At 54.4% G+C, this 25,097-nt stretch carries 23 protein-coding genes; 2 read left to right on the plus strand and 21 right to left on the minus strand.

Annotated features, from left to right (window positions below):
- Positions 1-356: 356 nt before the first annotated feature.
- From Pla52o_RS21445 to Pla52o_RS21525, 17 genes are all read right to left on the minus strand, one after another.
- Positions 357-539: a hypothetical protein gene (locus tag Pla52o_RS21445; RefSeq protein WP_231612540.1), complete on the minus strand. Its 183-nt coding sequence runs from the start codon at positions 537-539 to the stop codon at positions 357-359.
- 3,428 nt (positions 540-3,967) lie between these two features.
- The gene (locus Pla52o_RS21450) at positions 3,968-4,369 is read right to left on the minus strand and encodes a hypothetical protein (protein ID WP_146596687.1); all 402 of its coding nucleotides are present in this window, start codon (positions 4,367-4,369) and stop codon (positions 3,968-3,970) included.
- Positions 4,370-4,503: 134 nt separating this feature from the next.
- Positions 4,504-5,034, minus strand: a complete 531-nt coding sequence (locus Pla52o_RS21455; RefSeq protein WP_146596688.1) for a tetratricopeptide repeat protein — start codon at positions 5,032-5,034, stop codon at positions 4,504-4,506.
- A gap of 272 nt (positions 5,035-5,306) precedes the next feature.
- Positions 5,307-5,444: a hypothetical protein gene (locus tag Pla52o_RS27100; protein WP_197169416.1), complete on the minus strand. Its 138-nt coding sequence runs from the start codon at positions 5,442-5,444 to the stop codon at positions 5,307-5,309.
- Between the two features lie 226 nt (positions 5,445-5,670).
- A complete protein-coding gene (locus Pla52o_RS27790) occupies positions 5,671-5,979 on the minus strand; it encodes a MotA/TolQ/ExbB proton channel family protein (RefSeq protein ID WP_146596690.1) in 309 nt (102 codons plus the stop codon).
- A gap of 521 nt (positions 5,980-6,500) precedes the next feature.
- Positions 6,501-7,172, minus strand: coding sequence for a hypothetical protein (locus Pla52o_RS21470; RefSeq protein ID WP_146596691.1), 672 nt, complete (start codon positions 7,170-7,172; stop codon positions 6,501-6,503).
- Between the two features lie 374 nt (positions 7,173-7,546).
- The gene (ltrA, locus tag Pla52o_RS21475; protein WP_146596692.1) at positions 7,547-8,962 is read right to left on the minus strand and encodes a group II intron reverse transcriptase/maturase; all 1,416 of its coding nucleotides are present in this window, start codon (positions 8,960-8,962) and stop codon (positions 7,547-7,549) included.
- A gap of 510 nt (positions 8,963-9,472) precedes the next feature.
- Complete coding sequence (locus Pla52o_RS21480) at positions 9,473-10,573, minus strand: hypothetical protein (protein ID WP_146596693.1); 1,101 nt, start codon at positions 10,571-10,573, stop codon at positions 9,473-9,475.
- A gap of 41 nt (positions 10,574-10,614) precedes the next feature.
- The gene (locus Pla52o_RS21485; protein WP_146596694.1) at positions 10,615-11,121 is read right to left on the minus strand and encodes a hypothetical protein; all 507 of its coding nucleotides are present in this window, start codon (positions 11,119-11,121) and stop codon (positions 10,615-10,617) included.
- A gap of 816 nt (positions 11,122-11,937) precedes the next feature.
- Positions 11,938-12,789 (minus strand): DUF1559 family PulG-like putative transporter, encoded by an 852-nt coding sequence (locus tag Pla52o_RS21495; RefSeq protein WP_197169417.1) that lies wholly within the window; start codon positions 12,787-12,789, stop codon positions 11,938-11,940.
- Between the two features lie 117 nt (positions 12,790-12,906).
- Positions 12,907-13,311 (minus strand): hypothetical protein, encoded by a 405-nt coding sequence (locus tag Pla52o_RS21500; protein WP_146596697.1) that lies wholly within the window; start codon positions 13,309-13,311, stop codon positions 12,907-12,909.
- A gap of 140 nt (positions 13,312-13,451) precedes the next feature.
- Positions 13,452-13,862 (minus strand): hypothetical protein, encoded by a 411-nt coding sequence (locus Pla52o_RS21505; RefSeq protein WP_146596698.1) that lies wholly within the window; start codon positions 13,860-13,862, stop codon positions 13,452-13,454.
- Between the two features lie 163 nt (positions 13,863-14,025).
- Positions 14,026-14,388, minus strand: coding sequence for a DUF7674 family protein (locus Pla52o_RS28020; RefSeq protein ID WP_449289963.1), 363 nt, complete (start codon positions 14,386-14,388; stop codon positions 14,026-14,028).
- Positions 14,389-14,460: 72 nt separating this feature from the next.
- Positions 14,461-14,916, minus strand: coding sequence for a DUF7336 domain-containing protein (locus Pla52o_RS27105; protein WP_197169188.1), 456 nt, complete (start codon positions 14,914-14,916; stop codon positions 14,461-14,463).
- Between the two features lie 105 nt (positions 14,917-15,021).
- Entirely contained in the window at positions 15,022-15,894 is an 873-nt protein-coding gene (locus tag Pla52o_RS21515; protein WP_146596699.1) for a WD40 repeat domain-containing protein, read from the minus strand.
- 128 nt (positions 15,895-16,022) lie between these two features.
- Positions 16,023-16,469, minus strand: coding sequence for an ankyrin repeat domain-containing protein (locus Pla52o_RS21520; protein WP_146596700.1), 447 nt, complete (start codon positions 16,467-16,469; stop codon positions 16,023-16,025).
- 85 nt (positions 16,470-16,554) lie between these two features.
- Entirely contained in the window at positions 16,555-16,758 is a 204-nt protein-coding gene (locus Pla52o_RS21525; protein WP_146596701.1) for a hypothetical protein, read from the minus strand.
- Positions 16,759-17,011: 253 nt separating this feature from the next.
- Here Pla52o_RS21525 and Pla52o_RS21530 point away from each other — a divergent pair, with 253 nt between their 5' ends.
- Positions 17,012-17,272 carry a hypothetical protein gene (locus Pla52o_RS21530; RefSeq protein ID WP_146596702.1) on the plus strand — a complete coding sequence of 87 codons (261 nt, stop codon included), beginning with the start codon at positions 17,012-17,014 and terminating at the stop codon, positions 17,270-17,272.
- 225 nt (positions 17,273-17,497) lie between these two features.
- Positions 17,498-19,219 (plus strand): integron integrase, encoded by a 1,722-nt coding sequence (locus Pla52o_RS21535; RefSeq protein ID WP_231612541.1) that lies wholly within the window; start codon positions 17,498-17,500, stop codon positions 19,217-19,219.
- 469 nt (positions 19,220-19,688) lie between these two features.
- On the opposite strand, the gene Pla52o_RS21540 is transcribed toward Pla52o_RS21535, so the two are convergent.
- From Pla52o_RS21540 to Pla52o_RS21555, 4 genes are all read right to left on the minus strand, one after another.
- Entirely contained in the window at positions 19,689-21,083 is a 1,395-nt protein-coding gene (locus Pla52o_RS21540) for a phytoene desaturase family protein (RefSeq protein ID WP_146596703.1), read from the minus strand.
- 83 nt (positions 21,084-21,166) lie between these two features.
- Entirely contained in the window at positions 21,167-21,427 is a 261-nt protein-coding gene (locus Pla52o_RS21545) for an acyl carrier protein (RefSeq protein ID WP_008695476.1), read from the minus strand.
- 57 nt (positions 21,428-21,484) lie between these two features.
- Complete coding sequence (locus Pla52o_RS21550; RefSeq protein WP_146596704.1) at positions 21,485-22,744, minus strand: beta-ketoacyl-[acyl-carrier-protein] synthase family protein; 1,260 nt, start codon at positions 22,742-22,744, stop codon at positions 21,485-21,487.
- Positions 22,745-23,414: 670 nt separating this feature from the next.
- A complete protein-coding gene (locus Pla52o_RS21555) occupies positions 23,415-24,611 on the minus strand; it encodes a carboxypeptidase regulatory-like domain-containing protein (protein WP_146596705.1) in 1,197 nt (398 codons plus the stop codon).
- Between the last annotated feature and the right edge of the window lie 486 nt (positions 24,612-25,097).

Consider the following 25,097-nt stretch of genomic DNA (forward strand, 5'->3'; position numbering starts at 1 on the left):
CGTTCAGACCGAAGTAGCCCCCATTCATTCCTGCGGGAGATCGTCCGGTGGCCAGCGGGTAAGGGTGGCCGTAGCGGAGGCGGTAAAGTAGCGGAGCCAGTATAATGGCGAAGCCAACCCGCCGGTCTAGGATCCATGCGCAGATCAACCGACACTCACGGAGCAAATCCCGGTCAAGACAGGTACTCGATCGCCCACTACACGATCGTCAACGGGATCACCAGTATAACGCGATTCCAGCCAACGAGCATTCGATACCGCCATGTGCCGCGAGGGTAAACCGACAATCACTGGCGGTCGAGCGCCTCACCCGACCACACTCGGGTGCACCCGCGTTGCTCTGCTCTTCGTGGCCGTCAGATTCCCGTTACAGGAACCCGCCGAAAGTATTCGGTGAATCCACCGATGGCGGTGATGATCCAGTACGAGTCAGGGCTGTCAAATTGTATCTCGGTGAAGGTCGACAATTCGAACATCGCCATGTCCGGGGCCGGCTTTGAATCATCGCGAATCACAACGCAGTGCAAGTCAGTACCCATCACGGTGTACGGTATTGTTTCATGATTACCGTCTAGCTCAGTCGTGTATGTAGACTCTGTATAGGTCACCTTCAACTTGCCAAAAAGCTGTCCAAGTGTTTCCTTCTGGCTTTCGCAAAGGTGCTCTACGGTGCGGTCCCTATCTGATATCCACGTTCCGATTAGGGGACGAACTCCGGCGTCGATTGTGAGGGCATCGCGAGCAATCCGATTGGGCTAGAGAATGAGCATGTGTCTTAGTAACAGAACGATAATGATCAGCGAGCGGCGGAAACCGGCAGGCGTTGGCTTGTCTTGCTGGCCGGATCGACCACGCCCCCATCCACTTGCACCAAATGATACCTGAGATCATTGGCCAGCGCAACATTCGTCCTTGCACGTCTGAACGTGAGCTGTCCGCCCTGAGCAGAAATGAATAAACAGGAGAAAACGGAGGAAACAGAGCAGAGCGGTCCAGTGTCTCCGTTTACTCTGCGACCTCCTGTTCAATCCAACCGCGCCCCATCCAATTGCACCAAATGATACCTGAGATCACTGGCCAGCGCAACATTCGTCCTTGCAAGTCTGAACGTGAACTGTTCGCCGTGAGCAGAAATGAACAAACAGGAGATAACGGAGGAAACAGAGCAGAACGGTCCAGTGTCTCCGTTCACTCTGAGACCTCCTGTTCAATCCAACCGCGCCCCATCCAATTGCACCAAATGCCACCGGAGATCATTGGCCAGCGCAACATGCGTCCTTGCACGTCTGAACGTGAACTGTCGGCCGTAAGCAGAAATAAAAAAACAGGAGATAACGGAGGAAACGGAGCAGAGCGGTCCAGTGTCTCCGTTTACTCTGCGACCTCCTGTTCAATCCGACCGCGCCCATCCAATTGCACCAACTGATACCTGAGTTCATTGGCCAGCGCAACATTCGTCCTTGCACGTCTGAACGTGAACTGTCAGCCGTGAGCAGAAATGAACAAACAGGAAATAACGGAGCAGAGCGGTCCAGTGCCTCCGTTCACTCTGCGACCTCCTGTTCAATCCAACCGCGTCCCATCCAATTGCACCAACTGATACCTGAGATCATTGGCCAGCGCAACATGCGTCCTTGCACGTCTGAACGTGAACTGTCAGCCGTAAGCAGAAATAAAAAAACAGGAGATAACGGAGGAAACAGAGCAGAGCGGTCCAGTGTCTCCGTTCACTCTGCGACCTCCTGTTCAATCCGACCACGCCACATCCAATTGCACCAAATGATACCTGAGATCATTGGCCAGCGCAACATGCGTCCTTGCACGTCTGAACGTGAACTGTCAGCCGTAAGCAAAAAGAACAAACAGGAGATAACGGAGGAAACAGAGCAGAGCGGTCCAGTGTCTCCGTTCACTCTACGACCTCCTGTTCAATCCGACCGCGCCCATCCAATTGCACCAACTGCCACCTGAGTTCATTGGCCAGCGCAACATTCGTCCTTGCAAGTCTGAACGTGAACTGTTCGCCGTGAGCAGAAAAGAACAAACAGGAGATAACGGAGGAAACGGAGCAGAGCGGTCCAGTGCCTCCGTTTACTCTACGACCTCCTGTTCAATCCGACCACGCACCAATCAAACGGTGACTTCAAAGTCGAATCCCAGCAAACAGCGGCCTGATGAATTCAGATTGGCCAAGTCCGAACGCAACCATTAGTGATTATCAGTGTTCATTCGTGGTGCAAAACATCCGGAAACACGAACCGCTAGTCGGCACTAATGAACACTAATCTCAGCCCCCGTTCCAAGCAATGGACAGCGGGAACGGCGGTTATCACCCGGTCCGAGCGGACGAGCCACCATCAGAACAAGTGCACACCAAATGGACACCAACGATCGATCGGCAACACAACATTGGTCCGCGCACGTTCAAGCAAGGACCGTTCGCCGCAAGAAAAAATGATCCAACAGGAGGGAACAGAGAGAACAGAGCAGAATTGATCATCGCCTCCGTTTACTCTGCGACCTCCTGTGCAATCCGACCGCGCCCCCATCAAACGGTGACTTCAAAGTCGGAATCCCAGGATACCGAGGCCTGATGAATTCAGATGGGCTAAGTTCGAGAGCAACCATTAGTGATTATCAGTGTTCATTAGTGGTGCAAAACATCCGGAAACACGAACCGCTAATCGGCACTAATGAACACTAATCTCAGTCCTCGTTCCAAGCAATGGACAGCGGGAACGGCGGTTATCACACGGTCCGAGCGGACGAGCCACCATCAGAACAAGTGCACACCAAATCGACACCAACGTTCGATCGGCAACGCAACATTGGTCCGCGCACGTTCAAGCAAGGACCATTCGCCGCAGGAAAAAATGATCCAACAGGAGGGAACAGAGAGAACAGAGCAGAATTGACCATCGTCTCCGTTTGCTCTGCGACCTCCTGTTCAATTCGACCGCGCACCCATCAAACGGTGACATCAAACACGAATCTCAGGAAACCGAGGCCTGAGGAATTTTGGCGGACCAAGTTCGGGTGCAAATCCTTGCGTTCATCACGCAGCTTAAAGACTACGGAAACACGAACCGCTAATCGGCACTAATGAACACTAATCTCAGAAACCGTTTCAAGCAATCGACAGCGAGTACGCCTGAAAACACGCGATTGTGGACAAACGACACCGTTTACGGGGCTGCGACGATAAGATCTCAACTTGTCGAAAACGTGACTTTGCCGTTCCAGTGCATCGCTATGGTTACCCGTTTTACTTTTCGGGTATGATGCGTCGTGAATTCTTTTCGGTTCGCAATGCATACGCTGCCCACACGATGCAGGCAGCGGCAACAGCGATTGCAAAACCCAGCCCAAGTCTGGTTGAGGGAGGAGCAGGTAGAAGTAAACAAACGAGCAAATAGAGCAAGATTGGGTGCACTACCTTGCCCCAACTACGCGGTACCAACCAGCCAAGTTCAACGGCAGAGCAGCGAACGAATATGTGAAAAGAAGCGAGAAAGAGCGGGATGAACAACCAGGGGGCAAACGCCGGGTATCCGAACGGAGCTAGGTAGAAACGTGTGGTCCAGGGAAAGCTAAATCCAACAAGCGACACTGTCAGCAAGAATGCAGACCACAGTAATTGAACGCCATTCGTATTTCGCGGAGATTCCATCAGGGAAGCGTCAGAGGTTGGAGTTGTTGGTCGGATCGTCGTCACGGTTGAGCGGGTGGCGCGAGCGATCTTCCATTAGTAAAACGTATAGCTCGCCCGCCCCGGGCGAGTAGAACGGGATCTCTCGGATGTTAGGATACGCTTTGTGTTCACGGTTTGCCACGGATTTCTCCTTGTGGTGTCACCATATTTGGTCCTTGTCCAAATTGATCACCGAATTGTCTCAGAACCGCCTATTTGATTGATACAGGGCGCCGTTAACGCATCCGACTCCCAACCAACACCTCTCACCTGGCATCACTTCACACTCCCCATCGCGATCAAGTCCGTAATCTGTCCCGGATTCGGCAACGGGTGTCGCTCGAGATAAAGGCCGTAAGCTTCCCAACTGAGATTTCGACCCTTCTGACTACGACGCATCCAACGAAGACCTAACTTTCGTGCCGCCTCTCGGAACTTCACCAGCATCTCCCAATTGTCATTGTAGTACTGAAAGTGTCCCTGGAGTTTGCGGACCGCCCTGATTTCGTACTCGTACTCAGCGAAGCGGTACTCGTACTCGAATGCAGCTGGGAACCCCGCCTCAGGATCAACGGCGCCATCAGATTCCATCGCGATCCAGAGCAACACCACAACCATTCGGTGCAGCATCGCTTGCGCCGCCACATCGTCCTGGACGGTGACGCCCTGCGTGTTCATCCGCGCCGGTTTCGAGCACGAGTACCGGGCTACGCCCTGAGCACGAGTACGATTCCTTGCAAGAACGGCGGACATCACGGGGCACGGAGAGTTGGGCATCCATTGCCCAAGATCAATTCGAGGACTTCGGTGCATCACGTTGTCCTGCTCTTCCGGCGTCGCGCGACGGTGATCTCCGCAGTTACGGGGCTATTACCCACGATTACAAATCGCGGATCATCCCGCAAGTATCTAAGCATCTCTTCGTCTGTGAATGCAAAATAATCGTCGTGCCAAATCCCGAATTGAAGGTCGGCAAGGTGTCGCGGCTTATGTTTCGGTCGAAGAAACTCATAGCACCGGTCGGCGACATTGTTGTCCAATCGAATGATCGTCGGGCGGATCACCCAGTCGAAATCATTCTCGGATTTCCCGATCGCGAAGAGTGCATCCAGAATGTGATGTTGAAAACATGAAATCTCTGGATAATCGTGGTGCATTCTTGCACCAAACTCGATCGCCCTTTCGTAGTTTCCGTTCAGCACGTAGGCGTGTGCCAATCGTTCCGCCGCGTAGAGATCGTCTGGATATCGCCTAACATCGTCTTGACAATACGCGACGAGACCTTCGTAGTCACGGCGTTCGCGAAAGTCGCAGATGTCTTCCCAGGTTTCAAAGTCTCGCATCAATTCAGTAGCAGAACGGTAGCGATATGCGGGCGGCGAACGGTGATTGAACCATTTTGGAAAAACGATGCCGCCGTTCCGTCACCATCGCATGTTCCCCCGGTTTGCGGTAGTGGGATGTCGCTAACCACGACGGTTGACGTTGCTCCAATCATAGCTAGCGCAACGACCGCCGGCAAATCCGTTGATTACCGCAAAAACAAAGAAGAAATTTGCAGGCAAAATGATGTGAGGCAAAATGATAAATCAGCTCGCGTCAATCATTTTGCCACCTAATCATTTTGCCATTTGTTCAACCACGTATGCATTTGCGACAGCGAGTTGACGCTTGCCTCAACAAGAAACGCTGGAAAACTAGCGGCGGTTCCATCACGCATGCTGGCCGGTTGAATCGCCGACACGATTGACATCAGATCATCATCGCCAGTCGGGGAACGACAAAGTTCACGCGGCGGGTGCGTGGGACATTGATTTTACAACCGACGTTGCCGCCCGCTCGCGTGCAACACCTGGTTCTGTCGCTTTTCCGGGATGGACATAACTGACGCCAAAGTGCACTTGGTGCAGTAGAGCGTTGCCCGGAATACATGAATTGGACGTTTTGATTGTAGCATATTAGACTTCGAAACGTCATCTTCACTTAGAGTCGATTGGTTCGCGACGAATGAATCCGACAACGAGCAGTGCGACACCAAGAAGCGCAAGCGGCATGGCCCCTATGGATGGGATCATGGCGTTGCTAATGCCGGTGGCCAAATCAGATGGTTTTGGAGCGGTTGATGAATTCGCGACCGCGTCGAAGGACCAGATCATTCCAATGACAGTCGCGATAATGCAAAGTGTCGCCAACGCAAGTGAGGTGAATCCCGCCCAAAGCCAGCGGCGCGATGCGCGAGTCTTTGGCTTGCTGGAAATAGAACCGGGCGTATAGGGATTGTCGTCCATTCGACGGTGTCAGTCCAATTGTTGTATTCGCGACAGAACGGTTGACATCACGGGGGACGGAGGGTTGGTTGACCATGGGAGCAATTGCCGCAAGCCGTCCTCGCGTGCATGTCGTGGTTCTGGCTTTCGCGGCAGGGACCGATTCGGCAAATCCGAACCGGTCTCGTCCCCCATCAGCATACCACCGCATCATGGACTGCGCAACTTCGAGCGCACCAGATTGACCGCGCATCCTTCATCGAGCGCACCGTCATGCTCGTACTCAGCGAAGCGGTACTCGTACTCGGTTCGGACGATGAAACGAGAAGACCGTTTGCGTCGACTGTCGACTCGGCGGCACACGCCGTCCGCTCGTTGCCGCGGATTCGAGTAGGAGCACGAGTACCGGCTGCGCCTGAGTACGAGTACGATTTCTTCGTTGCCAGAACGTTTGGGTTAGCGGGGCCGCGCGAGCGATTCCCCACTTCGAAAACGTCAGCTCGCGGCCTCCGTTGCAACCCTTGGCTCGTTGGTTCTTGTCGCTAGGGAGACGGTATCACGACGGCCCCACCTTGTTCGAACGTGGTGGATTGTTCGTGAGTCAGTACACGATCTGACAGCACAGGAACCGTGAATGGTTCAAGAGCATGTCTCCCATCGGAAGTAACGAGTTGCGTTGCGATAGTGTAAGTTCCTGATATGTCTACGTGGCGAGGCCAAACCAGCGAAACAACAAAATAGTCGGCGTCATTTGGTTTCAGCACATGTGGGGTTTTGACGTATCGCGTTGCCTTTTCGCTAGGTTGCAAGTCCGGAACGGAAATGACGTACTCCCCGCTGGTTTCGAGCTTTGCCGTTTGAATGCTGCCCTCCGGCACGTTTCCTTCCGCTACGAATTCGAACTCGGCTCGTTCCACAAGAATTGTATGGTTTGTGTTGTTTAATAACTTGACCCCGATTTCCACGCGATCTGTATTCTTGGCCGGATCATAGTGTGCCGCATCACGATCAGGAGGGTAGAAAGGGGAAGGCGGATTGACGAATGACTCATGGGTGAACTCTGAAATGCCAAGGCCTTTTGAGGCGAAAAACCAACGGTCAGCTAGTGAGACGAGTTCATCTCCCTTGACGACGAACACGTAAAAGAAAGTGAACCAAGTCGCAACTTTGGTCCATTCTATCCGTCGAAACCATGACCGCTCCGGCTTCGTCATGGGGTTTCCATGATGGTCAAGCAGGCCCCGGTCGTGTTCGGAATTCGTCAAATCATTGCCCCCGAATAAAGTGTCCTATGGAAGAGGCGTGATTTGGTCGAGTGCAAGGCGCAAGTATCGAGGTTTTCGCTTCATCCAACGAACGACCGCCGTCACCGGGCGGCGAGAGCAAAACTAAATGTGAGAAAACGCATTGACGCCGCTCCGGGCGCGTAGACCGAGGTCTCTTTGGTTTAGGTTAGTGTTTGTGTTCCCTGTTTGCCACTGGTTTCCCGTTATGGTGTCACAAGATTCTAACCGTGCCGCATTGACCCTCGGCCCCTCTCAGATCCGGACGTGCCACTTTCTAGCATCCGGCTCCCAGCCAACACCTCTCACACGGCACTCCACTTTGTACGCGACAGGGCAATCAGGTCGGTCAAGCGGCGTGGATTCGCTAATGGATGACGGTCGCATAGGCGATCAAGATGCGTCCAGTTCACATAGCTGCTCTGACTCCGGCGGCTCAAGTGGCGTTTGACCATCACGCGGGCTCGGTTGCGGTATGCCATCAGCATCGGCCAATTGTCATTGACTCCATAATACTGATAGTGACCGCGGAGCTTCGCGTTCAACGTCTGCCACATCTCACCGATCGGTGTATCTAGCTGACTACGAAACCATTTACGCAATTCAACCACTTTCTGACGATACTTCTTCCCAGAGGTCTTCCGTTTCAGCTTGAATTTCCCGGCGCGACTGCGCCCACAGTAGTGAGTGAATCCGAGGAAGTCGAAAGCTCCTGGGCCCCCTTCGTCATACCGGGTGGAGTCCCGGCGGGCGAGACGGCCGAAGCGAAGCAGCTTTGTCTTATCCTCAGCGACCGATAACGAGAACCGAGCAAGACGTTTTGGCAACACCGCTTGGTATCTCCGTGCATCCAATTCAAATTCAAAGCAGCAGATGAAATCATCTGCATACCTGATTAGGGACGCATAGCCACGCATACGCGGTTTCACATCACGTTCGAACCACTGATCCAGAACGTAATGCAAGTAGACGTTTGCTAGCAGCGGAGAGAGGCTAGCCCCTTGCGGGACGCCCTCATCGGTTGCTTCCTGTTTGCCTTCGATCAGAACTCCTGCCTTCAGGAAGCGGCGAACTAGTTCGAGCAGCTTCGGATCGCTGATGCGAATCTGCAGCAACTCTAGTAGCTGGTCGTGCGACACGTTATCGAAGAAGCCTTCAATGTCGGCGTCGCTGACCCAGTTCACTTTCTCTGTGGCGATCGTTCGACCGAGTACCGCAAGTGCCTGGTGACATGATCGCTTGGGACGGAAGCCATACGAAGTGTCATAAAAGTCGACTTCGTAAATCCGTTCCAGAACCATGACGACCGCTCGCTGAACGAGCTTGTCTTCCACACAGGCGATCCCCAGCGGGCGACTCTTCCCATTCCCTTTGGGGATGTTCACTCGCAGACTGGGATTGGGTCGATAGCTTCCGTCATGGAGACGTTCCAGAAGGTTCAGCAGATTGCTCTTTAGATCCTCCTCGTAATCCTCCACAGTGCGGCCATCCACCCCCGGCACTTTCCCTCGTTTCAGTCGGCGAAACGCATACCACAGCAGCTCGTAATTGAGCAGCGAGAAGAGGTTATTGAAAACCTCATCGGGATGCGATGTCGCTCTTTCGGCGATGCGTCTAAGACGATCCAGAACCGAACTCCCACCACTGAGTGTGGGCGATTCGGAGTCTTCAACGCGTGTTGGCCTGACCGCCTTCCCTTCACCAGCATTACCCAGCTTCATTCCACTTGATTGGGCACCAAGCTTCTGCGGTACTATTCGGTCATCCGACTCCCTGAATGTCATTTGTCTTCGTCGCTTATTCCACTCCTAAGACATACTCGGTCGCTTGCGACTGGATGTCGCCGAGCGAGCAAGAACATCAGGGTCTCACTGGTTGCCTGCTTAACATGGTGTGTAGTGCGAATGGGCCGCCGACCCCGGGTCTTCCTTTGCAACTTGCCATAAGCGCTGCAAACGATGTTGCCTTCAGGTGTGAACAAACCTTGGGCAGGATCCAACAGGTACAAAATTTCGGGGCTAATTCCATTCAACGTCGCAGGGCCACCTACGATCGCTTCATCCTCACTACCTTTCTGTGTACGCTTCAACGACTGACTTCGACCCAAGGTCTTATACAGCCGCTGCAACACTCGATACCGGGCACGTGGCTAGCGTTTACCCAGGCGGGATTCACACCCGCTAGTCAAGCAGACCTTGCCAGTCCGCACGTGCACGCGATTGTTCGCCGAGCTACCCCCCGCTCGCGATCAGGTAAATCTTTATCGCTTCTTCTGCGACCCCACGACCAGCTTCTAGTGCATCACGAATCTTATTCAACGAGGCTGTGAATTCATCGATGTCTCGCGGCAAGCCGGAATTATTGCTTGCCTTTGCAACAATCGCGAGGTGGCGAGTTCGATTGATGACGTCCAATGGTACTGTGAAGCTCCCGTCAGTCTTACCTCGTGCGACGCCCGGATTGTTAAGTGGATCTGCATTGGCACCCCGATGCACATTGAGAATGTCCGATTTGAAAAGAGTGTTTTGTGTATCGTCCAACAATACTACTTGGCCGTACGCGTAACCACTTCCATTGAGGCCTGCCTTTTTGACACGTACAAAAAGCTCAACCAACCCATCCTGTGATCTGCGACTTGCCTTTGCGTGCACATATGCCGTCGTTTGTCCGTCATGATCGGTGACGGTATCGGTGGTAAGCGGGAACCTTGCACCACTTGAGCTGTCGCGGTCACTCGCGCCCTGAAGAGAAGCCAAGAAATCCGTAACAGACTCCTGCGTTGGCTCAGAGCGAACTGTCCCGGAATACGTCTTCACCCCTGTAAACGTCTGGCCGTCCCCTGATATATACAAACGCCAGCGAGTTCGCCCATCCACTGTATTGAACGAGGATGCTCCAAAGAAGAAAGACGTTGGGTCCTCCTTGTCCTTGTATATGAAGCCTTGCTCTGTGAATCCGCTGTTGTCGGTCGCACGAAGGCCAGCAGACCGCACGAACTTAAGTTCGGACCAATACGTTTTGTTGGCGTAGCTATAAATCGCTGCCCCTTTCCTATTTCCCAAAAAGTACGACCCTTGATCGTTAATGTAAACGGCTTTGGGACCTTCTTGCGCGAACGGCGAATCGACGGTCTGAAATTCATCTTGCGCGAATGTTCGCGATCCTCCCACGGCAAGAAAAGCGATGAGGACGAAGCGTTGTAACATCTGTGGTCTCCCTGAGTCTTGAGGCAAAATGAAGTCGGAAACGGCGATAACGTGATGGGTATTGGCGAACGTCAGCGATATGCGGGCGGCGGCGAGAGACTCAGCTGTTGCGAGGGCGACAACCACCGCCGCTCCGCATCATCGCATGGTTCGCCGTCGCTGTGAATTCACCGATCTTCCGAAGTGTAGAATTCAAGGGTGGGCGGAAGGAAGTCAAATCGTTTCATCATGCCAGTATTCCTGCCGTACGCCGGCGTGAGCAGCAAATGACCCTGTGATGTCCACCCGTATTTGCAAGCGGCTGACCAACTTGAAGCCTCAGGTCGAGTGTCGACAATTTCGTTGTTTTCTTTCGCGACAGCCGAATGCAACGAGAGAAAGAGAATGTCTCCGTATCTCTTTCCGTCTTGGAAGTGGTAGCTGCCTGTATATACGGTCTCACGGTCTGGCGCGTTGTAACGTCCTCGTAAAATCTCTCGTTTCGTGAACGAACCATCTGGCGAGAAGTGAAGTCGAGTTTCGCACTTCTTCGGGTCGAAGCGGTTGACCCATGTTCCGGTCAAATCAGGCTTTCCATGTCCGCTGAAGAAGTACGCTCCGCCTAGAAACGCGACGATCGGAGCGATCACGCTCCACACAACGAGCAGTCGGTTTGTGCTATTGAGCTTTGCCATTCTAAAAGTCGTGTAGCTACGCTTCTGATTCAGTCGGCGTAACGTTACGGTTCAGCGGGCGGCGGCGAAAGATTCGACCATTGAAATCACGGTGACCACCGCCGCTCCGTTGCAGCCGATGGTTATCCGCACAGCTAGTCCATTGGAGACGGATAGCGATGAGCGACCCAGACTCTATTTGAACCTGGATGCACGTACAATGTTACAGAATGCGAATTGATAAGGCTTGTCGTGTCGTACCTTTTCGTCAATGCAGGAACTTTTCGGTTTGCCTCACTGAGGTCTGGGAAAGTCGTAGTTTCTTCGGAAGTCAGCAAGGGCTCGCCAAAGCGATCGGACGGGATCATCGGGAGTATTGCATCGGTCGGAAGTTGGAAGCAGCAGGAAACCTGTCCCCACGAATCATCGTGCTGGTCCAACACAGTGCCATCGGGGAATGAGATCCCGGTGCCGTTCGCGACGAAGTTGTAGTTCGATTCCGCGTCCGAGTCGGTAAACTGACCAATCGTCTCTACAGATCGGTGTTCGAGGCCAAAAAGTGGCCCCTCGTCGGACAGTTCGCCTAACGCAGACAGAAACATAAACGCGGTGATCGCTCGTAGGGTGTGCCATCCAACAATGCCAAGCAATGTGACAACCGTTGCCACAACGACGACCTTCGTCAAGCGTTTCCGTTTCGTCATGTGGATTTAGGTCGGATAACGTGGGCGATCAGCCGGTCGCGACGGTTGATTTTCCATTGTCAAAAATGACGACTCCGCGACTTGGGTGCATCGCTTGGTTCGCCTCGTGGGCTACGAGCCATGAGCAAACCGATCAACGATCGGTGTTCTGTTCACGCGCCGTCGTCGAGCGGGAGACCTTCGACATGAGATTGATTTCTCTTCCGGATCGTGTCGCGAGTGCGTGGTAGTCCTCTGGCTTCGTCTTAAGCGTGTTCAAAAAATAGGCAAAGCTGTCGACGTTGACGAAGTAAGCGCCTCCTTTATAAGGCCCGCCAAAGGATAACGCATCGTTTTCCACTGACGGATGATAAACATGCCGCGACGTTGCTGGTCCCGCAGCGATCCAGGGGCCTAACGCGGTGTCCACCTGGCCCAATGCCAGTGTTGAGTCGGTGCCGTCAGTGATGTCTTTGATCGTGATCCCGGCCGCATTTGTAAATGCACCATTGTCCTTCCCGAGAGCGCCCCGGACAAAAGCAAAGTGCGCTAACGCGTACCCGTCCTCACTGCGGATTGGCTTGATGCCAGGGGCCAAGAATGCCGGGACGACTGACCGGGCCGCCTCCAGGTTGGCCGGATCATCCCATGCCTTCGATCGATCAATTGAGTCGTAAAGCGTCTTGGCAGCACGTGCGATCTCGTCGTCGAAAAACCGATTTCCCAGTTCACCGCCGCTCGAAAAATCCCGCGCGTCCAGGTACGGGAGCAACAAGACGAATCCGCTGAGGCGTTTTTCTGGGGGCAATTCTTCGTTTGGGATCACAGCAGGCGGGAGTGAACCCTTTTCATCGTGGTACTTGTGCATCGCACGCACGAGTCCCCGCAAATGGTTGCGAGTGATCTCGCCCATTTCTTCCTCATCAAGTTGGGCCCATTCCGCCGGTAGCGATTCCGTTTCCACTGCTGTATCGCCTATTAGCTGACCGAAAGCTGATGTATGCATTGCAATGAGCAACGCAGCTACTGGGAGAAACGTGAGTCGAGGCATCATAGTGTTCCTTGTGTAGGCGAACGTTAACGATCACGTGGTCGCCGCGAACGATCAACCACTCCAACAAACTCAACTCGGCGACTCACGTGCATCGTCTGGTTCGCCGCTTCCGAATAGTCTCTTCCAAAATGGCTTCTTCGAAACCGACTGCGATTTCATTGCATCTGGATATCGTTCCCCATCGTCTCCTTGGACATTAGCACCAAGCAGGTCGGCAATTGCAACCATCTTGTCGACCAGAGCGTCGTTGGGATGTTTTGAAGTGATCTCACCGGAATAGTATCCGAGCACTCCAGGCTCGCCGTTCCAAGCGGCAAATACGTACTCACCATCCGTCATTACGCAGCGAGTTTCGGTGTCGAGTTCCAGTTCGGGATCATTGTCGATCAAATGTCGCCACTCCGCCTCGGTTATTTCGGGACCGTGCCCGTCGCACCAATTTTCTTTTCGGGTGATGTGTAGGTCGTAACCCATAGGTCAACATCCAAGCATCTCAGTCGGCGAACGTTAGAAATCACGGGGAACGGGCGGACGACTTGCAAGCAAACCAAAAAACGGACCACCCGTTCTCCAGTGCATTTCATGGTTCCCCGAATCTTGGTCAACCAGAAATTTTACCAGTTGTGCCATCCCTGATTGTAGCAAATTGTTTTGTCGCGAATCCTACACGTCGTGCCAGTGTTGTCGATAACGATGTCGCCATGAATCCAGACGCCTGAGAAACCCGAGTCACGCCATGCGTCAGCGTGCTGAGTGTCCATGGCGAACAGAATGCGGTCATCACGATAAGTCTTACGGAACCGAAGCCGGACCTCTGTGTTTTCGTCAACTGGGCTCGTTGAAACAGTTGTCCCAACGACATTGAACTGGTGTGTACGATCATCGCGAACGCAAACCTTGACCGATGCCACACAATCCACGCCAATTTCGCTGGCAATGTCAGTCAAAACCGGAATCGCGATCTGAGTGACCACCGCCGTCAGCAATTCTTGCGGTGGGTCAAACTCATCGCGTTGCGTTGCCATTCAGTACTTCGGTAGGGGAACGGTAGACATCACGGGGGACGGACGAAAGATCTTCCACTTCAAAAACCGCGCAAGCCGTCCTCCCGTGCATGTCATGGTTCCACCCATTTGTGGACGGCAGTCCCAGCAGCTTTACGACGACGGCCGTTGGTTAACGAGTATATCACGTTGAGCTCCCAGGCAAACCGGAAATCGAACGGGCGCGATCACGCTTGAGCGCAGGCGTAAGGAACTGAAGTGCCCACGAACGCAGAGTCCGTTCATCGTGGAAGTGCAGGTCTTCGACGAACTTGACGTGGAAAAGTGATCGCATGTCAGGATAGCCGCAAGTTAGGACTCGGTCGGCCATTTCAAAAAACTCGAGCACCCGTGCTTGATCGTGGTGGTCAATTGCTGTTTGGGTGTGCTTTCGAAACGCGACGAATGCAAAGTGTAAACGAGTCTTTGCGGACTCGCCTTCGAAGTCGAGCGAAAGCTCTGGAAACTGCTCAAGGGACCATTCAAGGAATGAAGTGCGAAACGTCATCGTGCATCACGCTTCGTGGTGGAACGTTTGGGATCACGTGGTCGCCGCGAACGATCAACCACTTCAATAAACTCAACTCGGCGACTCACGTGCATCCCTTGGTTCTGCCTTTTCCTCGACAGCCTCGTAGGCCACAAGCACGCGATCGCCAATTTCAGGCACAGCTTTTTCGATGCATCGCACGAAATCGCCGACGTCAAACTTGGCTCGTTGAGGAGCGTCAATGTCGGTAATCTCGTAAACATCCCCAGGGTACCAAACCGAACCAGCGGTGTAGTACTCTCCGGCACTCGTTCGAGAAGGAATCAGTATATTTACGGCCGTAATGAATCCCTCAACCCAGTGATCAACCCCAAGTTCGTATTCACCAATCGAGAACCCATCAGGCCAGTCGCGGAAACCTGGTTGCATACGCAGTCTAACGATAGCGTCTTCCGCATCGTCATTCGTCGCGTACACTCCGATGAATTTGGCGTGCTCGCGACCGCAAATTTCATGCTCGTGCTGAAGTACGAATACTTTGGTCATGATTGGCAGAACGGCGGCGATCACCGGGCCGCCGGAGACACGCTCTCCACTAGCAAACCGCGCGACCGGCGGCTCCGTGTGAATCGCATTGTTATCCGCAAACGATTACGGCTCAAGTCGACCAACCGATTCCAAGTTCACACTCGAATAAACGTCCCCGGCCACATTGACCACATACGCGCCATTGCCGGCGAAGTAGTGCGTATAATCTGTCGTGAACGAAAAACAATCAACGATATCGCCAGACGTTGGCTGAATCGTAAGCAAGCTCTGTGCACCGCCTGTTTCGAATGGCCATGTAATTGCGAGAAAGAGCTTTCGTTCTTCATCGTACGCCAACCGCAACGCATGGACTCCCTTAGAGTGATGAGCTTCCCAAACAGGTGTTCCATTCGCGTGGTAACAGGAGATTGGCGCACCACTTTCAGAAACACAAACAAACTCGGGAGCGAATGCTACATCAAGTACTGCGAATGATTTGCGATCAACATCACAAATTGGATCGAGTTTACTGGTCGCAAATTGCAAGGGTCGTTCCATGCGATCATGGACGGACAAATCATCGTGCGGGCTTTCGTAGAGTTTTTTGAGGCCGACTAGGTGTTTGCGAAACCAGCCAAAGCGACTCAGCTGGCCGGTATTCACATCGAACGCTGAGACGAGGCCTCGATGGTGTGAACAATACACGGTTTGGGAATCGAGAGAAAAACGAACCGACTGAAGCTCGTCCAGAGCTTCGCGTTCCCAGGCCTTCGTCCCGTCTGAACGATGCAGCGTTAAACGACCAGTCCCGTATTCTCCGGCCGCAATCATCTTGCCATCTGGTGCCAAAGCAAGCCGTGACCCACCGAAATCAGTTTCCACAGAAAACGTAGCGATCTTCTGTAAAGTCTCCAGCTCGTAGATGCGCACGACATTGTCACCGTCAAGCGTCGCGACGAGGTTTCGAGAAGAGATGACGTCGCGTGAAAAAGCCATTCTTGATTCGGATAACGGCAGGGTTGACCGGGGCCGAGCGGATGAGCAACCACTGCCCAAAAACGTTTTCGAGGCCTCCGCGTCCAACCCATGGTTCCACCTTCTTTGCAGCGGAACGGGGCATTGTATCAGGTGTCGCAATTGTGGGTTCTCGGCGGCCAGGGCCATTCTTCGTGGTCGCTGTTACGATTACCACCGACACTCTTCAGCCATTCGCGGAAGGCTGGGCGTGCATGACAAACAGCCCAATCCAACGGAGTTCCGCCACTCGAATCGACACTGTTGATATCAGCACCGTGCTTGTGTAGTAATCGCGCGGCATCGAATTGGTCGCAGACGCAAGCGAAGCTGAACGCGGTCTCGCCGCCTTCGTTCTTCCAGAGCACATTGGCATCGGAGTCGAGAAGGACGTGCATCGCATTAAGACTTCCCAGGTTTGCGGCTAAGGTCAGCCAAGCGCCAAGATCTTCGTGACCGATGAGATTGGATGACTCAATCGTTTGGCGCAGTGCGTTCGCATCGTCCAATTCGATTGCTTGGGAGATGTCAGATTCGATGTCGTCTGGGATGGTCATTTTAATGGTGGAACGCTAGACATCACGGGGGACGGACAAATGACTTTCCACTTCGAAAACCGCGCAAGCCGTTCTCCCGTGCATGTCATGGTTCTGTTGCTTCGTCTGCCGTTCCAGAATGGCCAGCACCATCGTCCGTCACGCCGGAACGAAGCGTAATCATCGAGTATATTCCGATCAACACGACGGTGACGATCAACGGTGGGATCCAACCGGTCACCAGGAGTGCAGCATTCATTCCAACGCCATCATACATGTAGTCACCACGCTCGTGCGCAAGTTCACGCATAGCAGGCAAATTTAATCGCAATCGGAAAACAAGCGTCGCGTACCATGAGATCACGGTAGCGAGAAAGAGACGTAGCGGCCAGTTTCGCGTTGCGTTCTGCTTTGGAGGAGTAAGCACAAACGCTGCAGGAATTATAGTCCACGAAGCCGTCATGCCCCATTCGCCAATGAAACCTCGAGCTTGCGTAGGCAGCAACGGTGACACGACCACCATCACGAAATCGAAACAGATGGCAGCGAAGATGCATCCAAAGATGAGAATTATTTTACGCATCTACTGTCAACAGAACGAGGTAATTATCGCCGGTTGCGGGGGTGATAAGCTGATCCTGGGGTTGTTATCGCCGGTTGGACCTTCGGCTCCCTCGGTGACACGTGGAACGTTATCACCGGTGCGAGGGAGTGTTATCGCCGGTTGGGCGTCCGCCGAGTATGAGGACTCTCAATGCTTGCGTCAAGCAAAATCACAACCCCCTTTTTCTGACGAAAGCTCCAGCGGAGGCATTGACCTGTAATGCTGGCGTGCCAAGAATTTTCAAGAGTGTGCTGCGGCGATGTGCAACGGCGGGAAGGACGCTTAGAACTCCTGAAAACGCCGATCTGCTTGCATTGATAATGGCTGCGGGAGAGGGCGGTGGTCTTCGCTGGGAGACCACGGGCTACTGGGACGGAATCTGATCCCTACGATCGACGCGGCGAGTTTCTCGTTGCCGAGTCGGATGATTGCAAAGGACGATTCCATGGCAGGGATGAGTCAGTCTGGAACGACGTGGTCCAGAAGCGAGTGGCACCAGACGCGTGACAAGTGGGCGAAGATTTGGTTCGAGAATCTCGCCCGGTTCCATGGTCGCAAGCCCCAGGCGACCTGGGAATTCACGCCGGACGAGGTGATTGCCTTCCTCCGCGACCACCTGCGGCGCAAGACGCCAGCTTGGAAACGCCTCAAAATCATCCAATCCCTGATCTGCTATCGTCGCTATGTCCAGTCATCACCGTTTGATGATCTGACATTCATTCGAGTGAAGCTTGAAGAACTCGCTCGGGCAGAGAAGGTCAACGCAGCGAGATCGAGGGGATCGGGTGAAGAAGCGGGCGAGGAGATCGAGGACGTCATCGGCCATATCGATCCGAGCGAGCCGGACGTGATTCAGAATATGCGGCGTGCCATACGGTCGCGTCAGGATGGTCTCGAGACGGAAAGAGCGTACGTGTCGAACGTCCGGGCATTCATGCGTGATCGAGGGCTGAAGTGTCAAGCGAATTTTTCCACGATTGGCGCTGCCGACGTGCAGGCTCATTTGACGGATTTGGCAGTGGATGGGAATGTGGCCGCTTCGACTCAGAACCGAGCGTTTTACGCTCTCTTGTACCTCTTTCAGCATGTATTGAAACGCGAACTGGGCGAAGTCAATGCGATTCGCTCGAACAAGGGGAAGCAAATTCCTACCGTGTTGAGCGTTGATGAGATTGAGCAGATTTTTGCGCACTTGCGTGGCGTTCATTTATTGATCGCAAAGCTACTCTATGGTTGTGGGATGCGGATCAGTGAGGCGATGCGGCTGCGGATGAAGGATTTTGATTTTGACCGGATGGTGATCGAAGTGCACGATTCCAAGGGAGGGAAGAGTCGGATCGTGCCGATGCCGGCCAGCGTCGTGCCGGACATTCGGAATTGGATGGAGTCTCGTCGGGTGCTGCATGAACACGATTTAGAACAGGGGCAAGCGTCGGTATGTTTACCGAAGGCACTGGAGCGTAAGTATCCGGGTGCCGCACGCGAATTGAAGTGGCAGTTTTTATTTGCGTCTCACCGTTTGTCACGCGACCCACGATCACGTGTACTGCGACGACATCATTTGCACAAAGATACGTTCCCGGCAAACTTGCGTGCGGCCGTTCAACAGGCGGAGATCCACAAGCACGTCAGTTCGCATGTGTTTCGCCATAGCTTTGCCACACATCTGTTGCGTGAGGGGACCGACATCTGCACCATCCAGGAGTTGTTGGGCCACGCCGATATCAAGACGACTCGCATCTACTTGCACTCGCTCAACCGCGTGGATGTGAAGCTGGTTAGCCCACTGGACCGGATGAGCTCGAATCGTCAAACGATTTCAGCGAACCATGAAGCGGTCGCTGCAAACACACGAGGCTCGGTGCAGGAAGACGCCCGTGGCGAAGGCGTGGCAGTTGAACGATTGGTATCGGAACGAGCGAATCAGGAGCATGGTGTGATTTCCGAGCACGCCGAGGTTGATCACCAGGTGGCGGCATTGATGCGTGCACTCTCGTCGCCCCAAGATCGCTCGCGGCAGAAGCGTCAAGCAGCCCCAGACCCGAAGGTGGCCAGAGGCGTAGGCGACCCAGCGCCACCTTATGCAGCGCCACCTTATCCAGCGCCACCGACAGCGACAGGGTCACTCCGAAAACGGTTGAGGTGGTGGCGCCGCGCGGCGAGCTGAGGGTTCCGTTGCAGCGGTACCCGATCCGTGAGCGATGTTTTCAAGAGAAGACGGAACTGTTCGAGCACAGCGATCGCTACCAAAAATCGGCAAGTCATCCAAGTTGGCCCGTTCAGCGGGAAGGGGAAAACGCATCGGAGGATGCGAAGTATTCCGGGACCAGCGGATCGGCTTGAGCGGCACTCACACCGATGGGGTTTGGGATGTCAGTCGCAGTCGCTTTGTGGTGGCCCCGATTGAAGAGCGGTTGGGGAAAATCCGGCGTCACCAGGCTCGCTTGTGATTAGCCAGTGGGACCGTCCCTACCGCTCACACCCATTTTTTGAGAGACGCTAAGCAGGGAGGCAGGAATGATTGGGTGAAATCCCATTAGCCGCTTGGGCGTTAGCCCCGGTTGAACCAGTTGAACCGCTTGAACCGTGGCTAACGCCAAAACGGCTAATCTACCGAAAGACTCCTGCCTACCTGGTTAGACTTGCAAGCAGTGGCGGTTGGCCATGCTGATGCCGCTGACGATCGCGCCGACGATGCCGACGAAACCTTGATCGGTGCCGCACAAAAAGACGTTGGGTAAATGAGTTGTGCCATCAAGCTGCTTGTCCGGCGCGCCATAAACGGCACCGTTGTCGTGCCATGTGAAGCGGCGAATCGTCTTGGGCGTGAAGACGTCGGTGTCGACGACGTGACGGCGAAAATCGGGCATGAAACGAACCGCCGATTCAATCGCCGCATCGTACTGGATCACTTTCTCGGCGCGGTACTTCGCCTCCGGCAGCGCACACCAATGATCATGGTTGGCCAGCGTCGTGATCCGAATCACCCCTTCGGGCAACTCACCTTCCTCGGCGTCGTAGACGTAATTGTTCGGCGAACAAATCACACCGGTACGCACATCACACAAACGATCTTCGGGACGCTCCCAATGAAACCGCTCGCTATCGTTGTAGAACACAATCGTGCGATCAAACCCGATGTCTTTGGGCAGTTTATCGAGCACCGAAATCGACTCGATGAACGACAACTTGCCAGCGCGAGCGACATCAACTTCGCTGATGTCGTCGCACATCCGCAACGTTTCGATATTGCCTGCGGACGACAAGATCCGCTTGCCTTCGATGACCGTGCCATCGTCGAGCACGACACCGACGGCGTGACCGTTATCGACGTGAATCTTCGAGACACCGCTGCGTAGTTTCAGCTCGCCCCCGAGTCCGCGAAACTTGCGGACCAAGTTCTTCAGGATCAGACGCACGCCTTTGAAGGGACGCCCAAAGCCTTCCAAGTAACAGGCGCGGAACATGATACAGAACTGGCCAAAGTCCATGTCGTTTTCGCGGGCGTTGCCGTACCACATCAAGGGACAAAGCAACATGTCGATCAACAACGGATCGGACAAATGCGTTGCCATCACCTCGCGTGCGGACCGCATGAATAGCGGGTCGCCGCCGTCCATGTCGCTGTAATCCAACAACGAGCCACAGAGCGAGCGAAAGCCATCGATTTGGCCTGGGAATTTTTCAGCGATCTCGTTTTCGAGCTGAGTGATATCGTTATCGAAATCGAGCGACATGCCGGGAAAGCGGATCGACGAACCGTTTTGCTCGGCCAGCTTGAAATCATCCCAGCGAAAACGCAGTTGACGAATCAACTTTGCCAGCGGCCCTTTTTTGTCGCCTTTGCGTGCGAAATTCGTCATCGCATGCAGCCCGACATCGTAATCACGACCGCCCATGCGGTAGAACGAGTTGAGTCCACCGATGGTGTAGTGCCGCTCGAGAATGCAGACGCGTTGGTCGAAATGGGCCAGGCGAATGCCGGCGGCAAGCCCACTCATTCCCGCGCCGATGATAATCGTATCGTACAAAGGGTGAACTTAACTGCTGGCGAATAACGTGGGCGTGGGGATGCGATTCAAAACGACCGCGAGCGACTTTGCGTCTTAGCGAGCTAAGACTTGACGATGTCTTTCATCTTGGGCTCGAGGTAGGAAACCGTCGAGCTCATGCTGGCGAGGTTCCCGTAATCTTCCTCAGGAATTTGAACGCGATGACGTTTGCGAAGTTCCATCACAATGTCCAAGAAATCCATGCTGTCCAATTCCAACTGCTCGCGGAATGGCTTTGCATCATCAAGATTTTCGAGATCATCATCGGGCGAGATGTCTTCGAGAATATCTAGGATCTCGTCACGGATTTCAGCAGGGGTCATTTGTTTTTTGGATTGGAGGAACGGGAAACAGAGATTTTTGGAAACGGGGAGGGCGAACTAAACTCGACCGATGATCACGACCGAGTTGATCCCCAGCATGCCGAAGGAATTGTTCAGCACGTAGTCGACCTGGGCGACCTCTTGAGGCTCGTTGATCACGAGTCCCTTAAGATCACAATCCGGGTCCAGTTTATCGACATTGATTGTCGGGTGAACCACTTGATCACGGAAGGAGGATAAGTTGCCGGCAAGTTCGAGCGCACCGGCGGCTCCCATCGCGTGCCCAATATAGCTTTTCGTATTGTTAAAACGAACCGTGTTGCAGTTCCCAAAAACGCTGCGAAGCGCTTTGCATTCCTGGGCATCGCCGCTGCTCGTGCCGGTCGCATGCGTGCTGACGATGTCGATCTGCTCGGCATCGAGTCCGGCTCGCTTCAGCGCCATTTCGACGCATTGAGCTTGTCGCTCGGGGTTGGGCAAAACGAAGTCGGTCGCGTCGGTATTGATCGCGTATCCAACCAACTCGCCGTAAATCTCAGCTCCACGAGCCTTGGCGTCACTGAGCCGCTCGAGCGTGTACAAACATCCGCCTTCGGCAACGACGATTCCGTTGCGGTCAACGTCAAAGGGGCGGGACGCCTTGGTGGGATCTTCGTGCGTGGCCAGTGCGTTTTGACTATTAAAGCTGGCGAAGATGCCAAACGTGTGAATGCTCTCGCTCGTCCCACCGGCAATCGCAATGTCGCACTCGTTGAGCCGCAGCATCTGAGCGCCTTGGATCAGCCCCGCATTGCCGGCGGCACAGGCGGCTCCGATCGTGTAATGGGGGCCCGTCACGCCAAGATTCAGCGAGATTTCGCCAGCGGGGTTGTTGGCGACCGTGCGCGGATTGTGGTGATGCGACCAGCAACTGGTGTCGTAGTCGAAACCTTTGATGATAAAGATTTCGTTTTCGGTTTCGACATTGCCGTGTTCGGTCACACCGACGTAGATGCCGACGCGTGATTTGTCGACGTTTTCCCAGTCCAAACCGCTATGGGCGATCGCTTCGTTGGCGACGTACACGCCCACGCTGCCGGCGCGTGTACCGCGGCGGACATCTTTTTTCGACTGGTAACGTTTGGTATCGAAATCGCAAATCCCGGCCAGGGTCTCGCCGAAATAGCGGATTTCGTAGGGCTGAACGCCGCTACGCTTTTCCAACAGCGATTGGCGGAACGTCGTCCAATCGTTCCCATTGGGAGCGGTTAGGCCGATACCGGTAATGACGATGCGCTGGTCGTCAGGAAGCTGAGATGCACGATTCGGGGCAATCACGTAGGCAGCTGCCGAAGGGGGTGACTGAAATGGGGGAAGCGGAACCGCTTTTAAAACCGTACGAAAACAGGCAACGCAACGGCTGATTTGGTTGGTTCAGCAAGTGTCGCAGGCTAACAATTCCGATAAAAATTGGCAACGCCCTCAATTTCGCTTGGGGCTCGGAATCGCCGACGGAGCACGGATTCTCGAGGAAAGCCGCTGTCGAGATTGCAAAGGACCGGCGGAATGACACCCAAGCAGGGGTTCGGTTTGCTACCGGAGTGCGGTGGGAGCCCCCTCGCTAAAGCGTTTTTCAGTGGCGTTATTTCCAAATTTCCAAATTTCCAAAACCTGACGCGTACACGAGGGAAAACCACTCTAGACCCGATCCCTCGCTTACGCCTCGGGTGATCATTTGCAGCGAATAACGAGCTAACGTAACTTCATGACGGACGCGGCGGGTGGTGATGCCGATAGCTGTGGGACCTCTTTAGCAAGATCCACTACGGAAACACTACGGGAAGATGCGTCCATCATTGATTGCACGTCCCCCGCAATGCCCCCTAAAGCGGCTCAAACCGGGCACGAAAAAACCGACGCCCCCTTTTCAGGGTGACGTCGGTTTTCGATGTCAACGAATCATGTTGTCAAAGTCACAAGAGCGGTGTGGTTGACAGCAAATCTAATTTTAGAAACCTGAGGGCGATGCGACCGAGCCTGGTTTCTCGTCGTTACCTGTCGCGAGAGGGATTGCGATCGCCGCACCGATTCCACCAAGCAGACCGATGCCGCCAAGACCACCGCCGCCTGCCGAACCGCCAGCACCGCCGCCGAATCCTGAACCGCCACCACCGACGCTACTTCCGCCGCCAGCGAATCCGCCACCACCATGGTGCCCAAATCCGGCCAGCTCGCTGCCGTTAGCCGAAGGAACGGGTTCGGCCATCACACTTGCTCCGAAAGGATCGACCACTCCAGGAATCATCGCGGGAGGGACCATCACAACGGGCAAGGTATTGGACGTGTCGCGGTTCATCACCGAAACGAAGTGATGGCCCGCCTCTCGTTTGCCCGCAACTCCAGCGGGGCTGACGGCTTCGAAGGCGATCGTGGCATAGCCGGTGGGCCCCGCCGCAACGATTCCGTGCGGCCCGCTGCGAACTCCTTTGAATTGGAACTCGCCCTTCTCATCGGCATAAGCTCTGCCAACTGCGATCCCTTTCTGCATCAAGACCACTTCCGTTCCTGCGTGCGAAACGTCCTGGCCATCTTGCTTCAAAACCGAGACAAGTTGCCCGCTCAATAGCCCTCCTTCCTGAAGCTGAATTCGACTTCCCTTTATCGCCAGGTCGCCGTCCACCTGGGAGGAGACCTCGCCGAGTTGGCTGGCATGCTTATTGGAAAATTGCTTGGTAAAGCGATCGATCCAAGGCATTAGCTTCTGGGGGTTCACTTGGGCGAGCGACATCCGAGCGGGGCTAGCATGTGCAGCGGTGTCGGCCTCCGGTTGAACAAACAACAACGTTGAACCATAGACGTTCCCGTTGGACGCGACCACGGCGTAAGGTTGAGCGGACAGCCCGGTAAGGCGAACGATGCCTTGCGGGTCGGCTTGGAATTTACGTGCACTGCCGTTGCGGTCCACCAACGTGACCGTCGCATAGGACAGCGGTTGACGGCTTTCGCCGGCGGGCACGTCGAGTTGCAAAAGCACCTGACCGCCGCGTTGCATCGCCACGGTATTTTCGACCGGCAAGCGGAGTCCCGATTGAGCTTGGGCTGATTGAGCTTGGGCTGATTGGGCTTGGGCTGATTGGGCGTTGGCCGCGTGGACACCGATGGAAGTCGCGATTGCCGCAAATGCGTATAAGATTTGAGTTTTCATTTTAATCACTCGTGATGGCTCCCCGTGTTGGATGCGAGTTAGGAAATTGCCCGCATCTCGGAATATTTCTGCATCCTCACCCCGGAACGAGATAAGTCGCCAGCAAAGCCTACGACACGGCAAATAACAAGCAAGCAAAAACGGCCGATCCCAAGGGGAGTCGTTGCCCCCACCCCCGAAGAACCGTTGGAGGACGACGAACGTTCATTCCCTTCACTAATCGCGGCCTAAAAACGCGTTTTGACTCAAGCGTAGCGTGCGGCAGCGATGGCCGATTCGCTGCCGGGGAAAGGGGGTCGGCGACGGATGAGCTTGAATCATCCCTAAAAGAATCTCCCGGGTCGCGGGCGGGGCATTCGTGTTGCACACCGCGGGTGCGGACGCCGCGTGAAACACGCCCCGGATCGTTGTTGTTTGAAATCCGCCGGAGGGAGACTGAATTGCAGTGGCGTTAAAGTCCACCCAACTTGTACTTTCGGTTCAAGC

Source organism: Novipirellula galeiformis (assembly GCF_007860095.1).
GTDB lineage: Bacteria > Planctomycetota > Planctomycetia > Pirellulales > Pirellulaceae > Novipirellula > Novipirellula galeiformis.